This is a genomic window from Streptomyces sp. NPDC058008 (assembly GCF_042886395.1).
Lineage (GTDB): Bacteria > Actinomycetota > Actinomycetes > Streptomycetales > Streptomycetaceae > Streptomyces.
In genome coordinates this window covers 118,797-125,356 of sequence record NZ_JBHVQX010000001.1, presented here as the reverse complement: position 1 = coordinate 125,356, position 6,560 = coordinate 118,797, and the positions used below count along the sequence as shown (strand labels likewise).

Below are 6,560 nucleotides of genomic sequence, written 5' to 3'. Positions count from 1 at the left end.
GCTGATGGGCGGGAGAGCCGGGGAGCTGGCGGGCGGGAGAACCGGCACGCCTGGGCACTGGGTGAGCCGGAGCGCTCGCGGGCCGGAGCGGGCGGGAGAGTTGGTGGGCGGGAGAGCCGGGGAGCTGGCGGGCGGGAGAACCGGCACGCCTGGGCACTGGGTGAGCCGGAGCGCTCGCGGGCCGGAGCGGGCGGAGAGCTGGTGGGCCTGGGAGCCGGCGGGCCGGAGCCGCAGGAAGGCGGAGCGGCCCCTGAGGACGGTGGACGGGTCTTCACGTGACGGTGATTCGGGCCCTCGGGACGGTGGACGGGGTCTTCACGTGGCGGTGGTTCAGGCCCTCAGGAGGAAGGTGGACGGGCCCTCAGGCCGGTGGACCTGCCCCTCAGGAAGGGTGGACCGTGCGCCTCGGACGGTGGGCCTGCCCCTCAGAAAGGTGGACCGTGCGCCTCGGACGGTGGGCCGGCCCCTCAGGAAGGCGAGTAGGCGCCGCAGTATGGCCGGGGGCGTCCCGTCAGGAGGCGGTCCGCTTCTTCGCCGCGGTCTTCCGGGACGGCTGCTTCCCGGCCGCCGCCGTCTTCCCCGAAGCCGTCTTCCTGGAGGCCGTCTTCTTCGCGGCCGAGGCGGCCTTCTTCCGGGCGCGGGGCTTGCCGGGTGTCATCTCGTGCACGGTCGCGTCCTCGCCCCGTGTCTCCTTGGCCGCCTTCACCGACGCGTTCAGCGCGGCCATCAGGTCCATGACCTTCCCCGGTTCCTCTTCCTCCCCGCCCGCCGCGGCCGGAAGGGCCTTTCCCTCGGACTTGGCGGCGATCAGCTCCTCCAGGGCTTCGCGGTAGCGGTCGCGGAAGCCGGAGATGCCGTCCAGGGCCATGCTGTCGGTGAGCTGCACGGCACGTTCGATCTCGTCCTCGTCCAGCTCGGTCTCCCTGGGGGCGAGCGACTCGGGGCTGCGGATCTCGTCGGGCCAGCGCATCGAGTGCAGCACGATCGCGTCGTCCCGCACCCGCAGCAGACCGAGCCGCTCCCGGTTGTGCCACGCGAACTTCGCCACGGCGACCTTGTCGCTGCGCTCCAGCGCCCTCCGCAGCAGGGTGTACGGCTTCGCCGCGACCTGGCCGTCGACCGCCAGGTAGTAGCTGTCGCTGATCCGTACGGGGTCGATGCTTCCGGCCTCGACGAACGCCACGATCTCGATGGCCTTCGCCGTCGGGAGCGGCATCCGGTCGAGTTCCTCGTCCGTGACGGGCACCGTCCGGTCCTTGGCGACCTCGTACCCCTTGCCGATCTCGTCCTGGGAGAGGACCTCACCGTCGAGCTCGCACACCTTGCGGGTACGGATCCGGCCCATGTCCTCCCGGTGGTACTGGTGGAAGGAGATCGCGTGGTTCTCGGTGGCGGAGACCACCTTGATCGGGATCGTGACCAGCCCGAAGCTGATCGCTCCCGTCCACAGGGGGCGCGGCATCCGGTACCTCCAGAGGCCCCCCTGACGGTTTGGCCGGGAGGCGGCCGGTGCGCCTGGAAGGGAGAACCGGCCCGAGAGGGCCTTGGCGCGAGCCGGGCCACCGCCCGTATCCCCGATCCTCGCGCCCCCGGGCCGTCACCGCATGTGGATCACCGGGGAACGGCCGCCCACGAGGCCGGTCCGTCCCGTGACCTGGGAACATCCCGCCGCGCCGGACGGGCTCGTCGCGTGGCCGGAGAGCGGTCACCCGCGCGAGGCAGCGCCCGTCCCCTGACCGGAGAGCCGTCGCCCTCGGCCCGTACGGCCCATCCCCTGACCGGAGACCGGCCGCCGGGGGCCGGCCCGTCCCGTGGGAGCAGACCGGCGAACAGCCACCCGCAGGAAGGCCCGTCCCGCCACCGGGGAACGGTCACCCGCGCGTCCCGCAGGGCCCGTCCCTGACCGAAGAGCCGTCGCCCACGGCCCGCACGGCCCGTCCCGCTACCGGTGAGCCGTCACCCTCGGGGCAGGTCCATCTCGCCGACCACCTCGTCCTCGCTCTTCTCGCCCGTCCTGCGGAACCCGAGCCGCAGGTAGAACTCCTCCGGTCCGTGCTCCCCCTCCCCCCAGGTCACCGTCACCCGCGTCCCGCCTCGCCGCAGGACCTCCTCGCACACGGCGTCCACGGCGAAGCGCCCGTAGCCCTTGCCCTGTTCGCCTTCGGCGACGGCCAGGCGCCAGAGGCCGGAGCGGGGCCGGTCGTCGGGGTCGGCGGGGTGGAACCGTACGTCGAAGAACGCCATCACGAAGGCGACCAGCCGGTCACCGTCGAAGACGAGCCGCGGCCAGGCCGTCACCGGGTCGGCGTACGCCTCGGCCAGCGACCGGGCGACCGGGGAAACGAATCGTTCCTGCTCGGGCGCGACCTTCAGGCGGCACGCGTCGAGCACGTTGTCCGGGGTCACCTTCTCCAGGCGAAGCTGCGCTGTCATGGGCGCACCGTACGGGCGCACCGGGACGCGGGGCCACCGAATTGGCTCCGGGCGTACGCCGCCCCCACACCCCGCGCCCGCGCCGCCGGGGGCCGTCGGGGGACCGCCCGGGGCGGCCGCACCCGGCGCCCGAGGGGTCACCAGGCGGCCGGGCCGGCCGCGTCGAAGAAGCCGCCGGTCGGGCCGTCGGAGACGAGCACCCGGCCGGCCCGGCGCGACGACCGGGCCGGGTGCTCGTCTCCGAGGGCACGGGAACCGCTCCCGGACCCGCCATGGACGATCGATCTTTTCCAATCTGCTTGAAACAAGCTATAAATGAGCAACTTCGAGCACCATTCGCCTGGGTTCACGCAACCCGCACCCCGCGAAGGACGCCCATGCCGCTCATATCCACCGGTGAGATCACCGACGGCGCCCGGACCGACGCGACCGGCGTCGGGGCCTTCAACGTCGTACAGCTCGAACACGCGCAGGCCATCGCGAGCGGGGCCGAGGCCGCCGGGCTGCCGGTGATCCTCCAGGTCAGCGAGAACACCGCCCGCTACCACGGCGCCCTCGAACCCATCGGGCTCGCCTCGCTCGCCGTCGCCCGCGCCGCCGGTGTGCCGGTGGCCGTGCACCTCGACCACGCCGAGTCGGCCGAGCTGGTGCGCGAGGCCGTACGGCTCGGCTTCACGTCCGTCATGTTCGACGCGTCGGCCCTGCCCTACGCCGACAACGTCGCCGCGACCCGCGAGATCACCACCTACTGCCACGGCCACGGGGTCTGGGTGGAGGCGGAGCTCGGCGAGATCGGCGGCAAGGACGGGGCGCACGCCCCGGGGGTGCGCACCGATCCGGACGAGGCGCGGGCGTTCGTCGAGGCCACCGAGGTCGACGCGCTCGCCGTGGCCGTCGGCAGTTCGCACGCGATGCTGACCCGCGACGCCGTCCTCGACCTGGCGCTCATCTCCCGGCTGCGCGACGCGGTCGGCGTCCCGCTCGTCCTGCACGGCTCCTCGGGCGTCGGGGACACGGGCCTGGCGGCGGCGGTCGGCGCGGGCATGACGAAGGTGAACATCTCCACGCACCTGAACAAGCTGTTCACCGGGGCCGTCCGCACCTACCTGGACGCCCACACGGGGACCGCCGACCCCCGGAAGTACCTCGGCCCGGCCCGTGACGCGGTCGCGGCGGAGGTGGCGCGCCTGCTGGGCGTCCTGGCCCGGCCCGGACGATAGGCTTCCCGGCGAGCGAGGAGGACCAGGTGGCGGCACACACACGATGGACCCGGCTGCTGGAGATCCTCAGCGACCAGGGCCAGATCGACGTACTCGACGCCGCCGAACGGCTCGGCTGTTCGGCGGCCACCGTCCGCCGCGACCTGGACGAGCTCGCACGCCAGAACCTCCTGACCCGCACCCGGGGCGGCGCCGTCGTGAGCACCGTCGCCTACGACCTGCCGCTGCGCTACAAGGCGGCCCGCAGGGCGGACGAGAAGCAGCGCATCGCGAAGGCCGCGGCCGAGCTGATCCCGGCGGGCTCCACCGTGGGCCTCAACGGCGGCACGACGACCTCCGAGGTGGCCAGGGAACTGGCTTTGCGGCCGGAGCCCGCGGGCGGCGGCGTGGCACTGACCGTGGTGACCAACGCGATCAACATCGCCAACGAGCTGGCGGTCCGCCCCCAGGTGAAGATCGTCGTCACCGGCGGGGTGGCCAGACCGAACTCGTACGAACTCGTCGGCCCCCTGGTCGACTCCGTGCTGCGCACCCTCGCCCTGGACTACACGATCCTGGGCGTGGACGCCGTGCACGCACGGTTCGGCGCCGCCACGCACGACGAGTCCGAGGCGGGTGCCAACCGCGCCCTGGCCGAGTGCGCGGGCACGGTCGTCGTGGTGGCCGACTCCTCCAAGCTGGGCCGCCGGGCCTTCGCCCAGGTCTGCGAGACCGGCGCGGTGTCGGTCCTGGTCACCGACCGGGACGCCCCCGAGGACGTCGTCGAGGAGTTCACCGGCCTCGGGATCGACGTACTGCGGGTGTGACCCGGCCGGACGCCCGGCGGCGGGTCAGCCCGCCACCAGGGCCTGTAGCGCCGGGGCGTACAGGTCGGCGAGGTGTTCGGGCGTCGCCCGGGCCCCGGCCCCCTCGCGGTGCAGGCTCAGGGTGGCGCCCAGGCCGATGAGGTGGCCGGCGATCAGCTCGGCGCGCAGGGCGCGTTCACGGCCGGGGAGCCGGGCGGTCAGGCGCGCGGTCACCTGCTCGCGGAAACGGTCGCGGAGCAGCGAGCGTTCGTCGTGGTTGCCGAGGGAGAAGACGACCCGCAGCAGGGGGTCCCCCTTCTGCTCCCTGCGCCGGCGTACGAGCGTGAGCACCATGTGGCGGCCCAGGGCGTCGAGCGGGGCGTCGAAGAGCTCCCCGGCGGCCGGCCCGAAGTCGGCGACCGTGTTGAAGAGTTCCTCCTTGCGGCCGAAGTGCTTCACCACGAGGGACGCGCTGACCCCCGCGTCGGCCGCGATGCCCCGGATCGTCACCTCCGCGTACGGGCGCTGCGTGAACGCCCGGCGGGCGGCGAGCAGGATCGCGTCCCTGCCCGTGGCGGACGCCCCCGCGTCCGGTGGTGTCGCTGCGGTGACTCCGGCGGTCAAGAGCCCTCCTGGATCGGCGTCGCCCGCGTACGGCCGACGTTCCTGCGTCTCCCCCCGACCGTACCCGCACCCCTCCGGCCGCCGGGGAGGCACAGCGTCACCACGAGGGCGAGCACCGCCGCGCCCGCCGCGATGAGGAAGACCAGCTGGTACGCCCCGAGCGTCGGAGCCGGGCGCCCCGCCGCCAGGAACGTCATGTGGGCGAGCACGGCGGCCACCGTGGCGCTGCAGAACGCCTGGCCGACCGAACGCATCAGGGTGTTCAGGCCGTTGGCCGCCGCCGTCTCGCCGACCGGCACACCGCGCATCACCAGGGCCGGGAGGGCGGAGTACGCGATGGCGGTGCCCGCCGCCACGACCGTGGCGCCCGCGACGATCGCCCAGAGGCTGTGGCTGGTGAAGTACCGCACGACATAGCCGACGGCGATGACCGCCGAGGCCAGCGCGAGACTGGTCCTCGGACCGTGCCTGCCGGAGATCCGGGCCGACACGGGCGAGAGCAGCACCATCGTCACGCCCCCGGGCAGCAGGCACAGCCCGCTGACGACGAGCGAGGCGCCGAGCCCGTAGCCGGTGGCCTTCGGCTCCTGCACCATCTGGCCGGTGACCAGGGAGTTGGCGTAGAACGCGAAGCCGATCAGCAGGGCCGCGATGTTGGTGAGCAGCACCGCGGGGCGGGCCGACACCCGCAGATCGACCATGGGGGTGCGCACCCGGAGCTCGTACGCCCCCCAGACCAGCGCGATCACGACCGCGGCGGCGAACAGGCCGAGGGTGCGCACCGAGACCCAGCCCCAGTCGCCGCCCTGCGTGACGGCGAGCAGGAGGCAGACCAGTGCCGCGCCGAGGCCCAGCGCGCCCAGCACGTCGAACCGGCCGCGGGAGCGGAGCGGGGACTCCGGTACGAAGCGGAGCACCAGGACGACGTCGAGCAGCCCGATGGCCCCGGAGACCCAGAACATGGTGTGCCACTCGAAGTTCTCGATGACCACGGCCGCGATCGGCAGGCCCACCGCCGCACCGATGCCCATCGAGGAGCTCATCAGCGCCACCGCGGACAGCACCCGCTCGGGCGGGAGTTCGTCGCGCAGGATGCTGATGCCGAGCGGGACCACGGCGATGGCCGCGCCCTGGAGGGCGCGGCCGGTGATCAGTACGCCGATCTGCGAGCTGACGGCGCACAGGACGGAGCCCACGACGAGGACCCCGAGGGAGGCGACGAGGACCCGCCGCTTGCCGTACATGTCGCCGACCCGGCCCAGCACGGGGGTGAACACCGCACCGGTGAGGAGCGTGACGGTGACCAGCCAGCTGGCCGCCGCCGGGGTGGCGCCGGTGAGGTCCGGTATGTGGGGGAGCAGCGGGACGACGATCGTCTGCATGATCGCGACCACGACACCGCAGAAGGCGAGGACGCCGACGGCGAAGCGGGGGTGGCCCGGCGGGGCGGCGGCCGGTGCGGGTGCGGTCATCGGGGCTCCGTACGCGGGGAGAAAGG

6 protein-coding genes are annotated in these 6,560 nt (G+C 73.5%); 2 read left to right on the top strand and 4 right to left on the bottom strand.

From position 1 onward, the window contains the following. Positions 1-511 precede the first annotated feature (511 nt). Both ACFVS9_RS00535 and ACFVS9_RS00530 read right to left on the bottom strand, forming a co-directional pair. The gene (locus ACFVS9_RS00535) at positions 512-1,462 is read right to left on the bottom strand and encodes a Ku protein (RefSeq protein ID WP_389929159.1); all 951 of its coding nucleotides are present in this window, start codon (positions 1,460-1,462) and stop codon (positions 512-514) included. 494 nt (positions 1,463-1,956) lie between these two features. Further along, complete coding sequence (locus ACFVS9_RS00530; RefSeq protein WP_383113079.1) at positions 1,957-2,433, bottom strand: GNAT family N-acetyltransferase; 477 nt, start codon at positions 2,431-2,433, stop codon at positions 1,957-1,959. 377 nt (positions 2,434-2,810) lie between these two features. Between ACFVS9_RS00530 and ACFVS9_RS00525 the strand changes: the two genes are divergently transcribed. Together ACFVS9_RS00525 and ACFVS9_RS00520 are read left to right on the top strand one after the other, a co-directional pair. Continuing rightward, positions 2,811-3,653, top strand: coding sequence for a ketose-bisphosphate aldolase (locus tag ACFVS9_RS00525; protein WP_389929157.1), 843 nt, complete (start codon positions 2,811-2,813; stop codon positions 3,651-3,653). 26 nt (positions 3,654-3,679) lie between these two features. Further along, on the top strand, positions 3,680-4,459 hold the full coding sequence (locus tag ACFVS9_RS00520; RefSeq protein ID WP_383113077.1) for a DeoR/GlpR family DNA-binding transcription regulator: 780 nt from the start codon (positions 3,680-3,682) through the stop codon (positions 4,457-4,459). Between the two features lie 24 nt (positions 4,460-4,483). Here ACFVS9_RS00520 and ACFVS9_RS00515 read toward each other — a convergent pair whose 3' ends face one another. Together ACFVS9_RS00515 and ACFVS9_RS00510 are read right to left on the bottom strand one after the other, a co-directional pair. Beyond that, the gene (locus ACFVS9_RS00515) at positions 4,484-5,062 is read right to left on the bottom strand and encodes a TetR family transcriptional regulator (RefSeq protein ID WP_389929155.1); all 579 of its coding nucleotides are present in this window, start codon (positions 5,060-5,062) and stop codon (positions 4,484-4,486) included. Beyond that, on the bottom strand, positions 5,059-6,534 hold the full coding sequence (locus ACFVS9_RS00510; RefSeq protein ID WP_389929153.1) for an MFS transporter: 1,476 nt from the start codon (positions 6,532-6,534) through the stop codon (positions 5,059-5,061). The genes ACFVS9_RS00515 and ACFVS9_RS00510 overlap by 4 nt, the downstream gene beginning before the upstream one ends. Between the last annotated feature and the right edge of the window lie 26 nt (positions 6,535-6,560).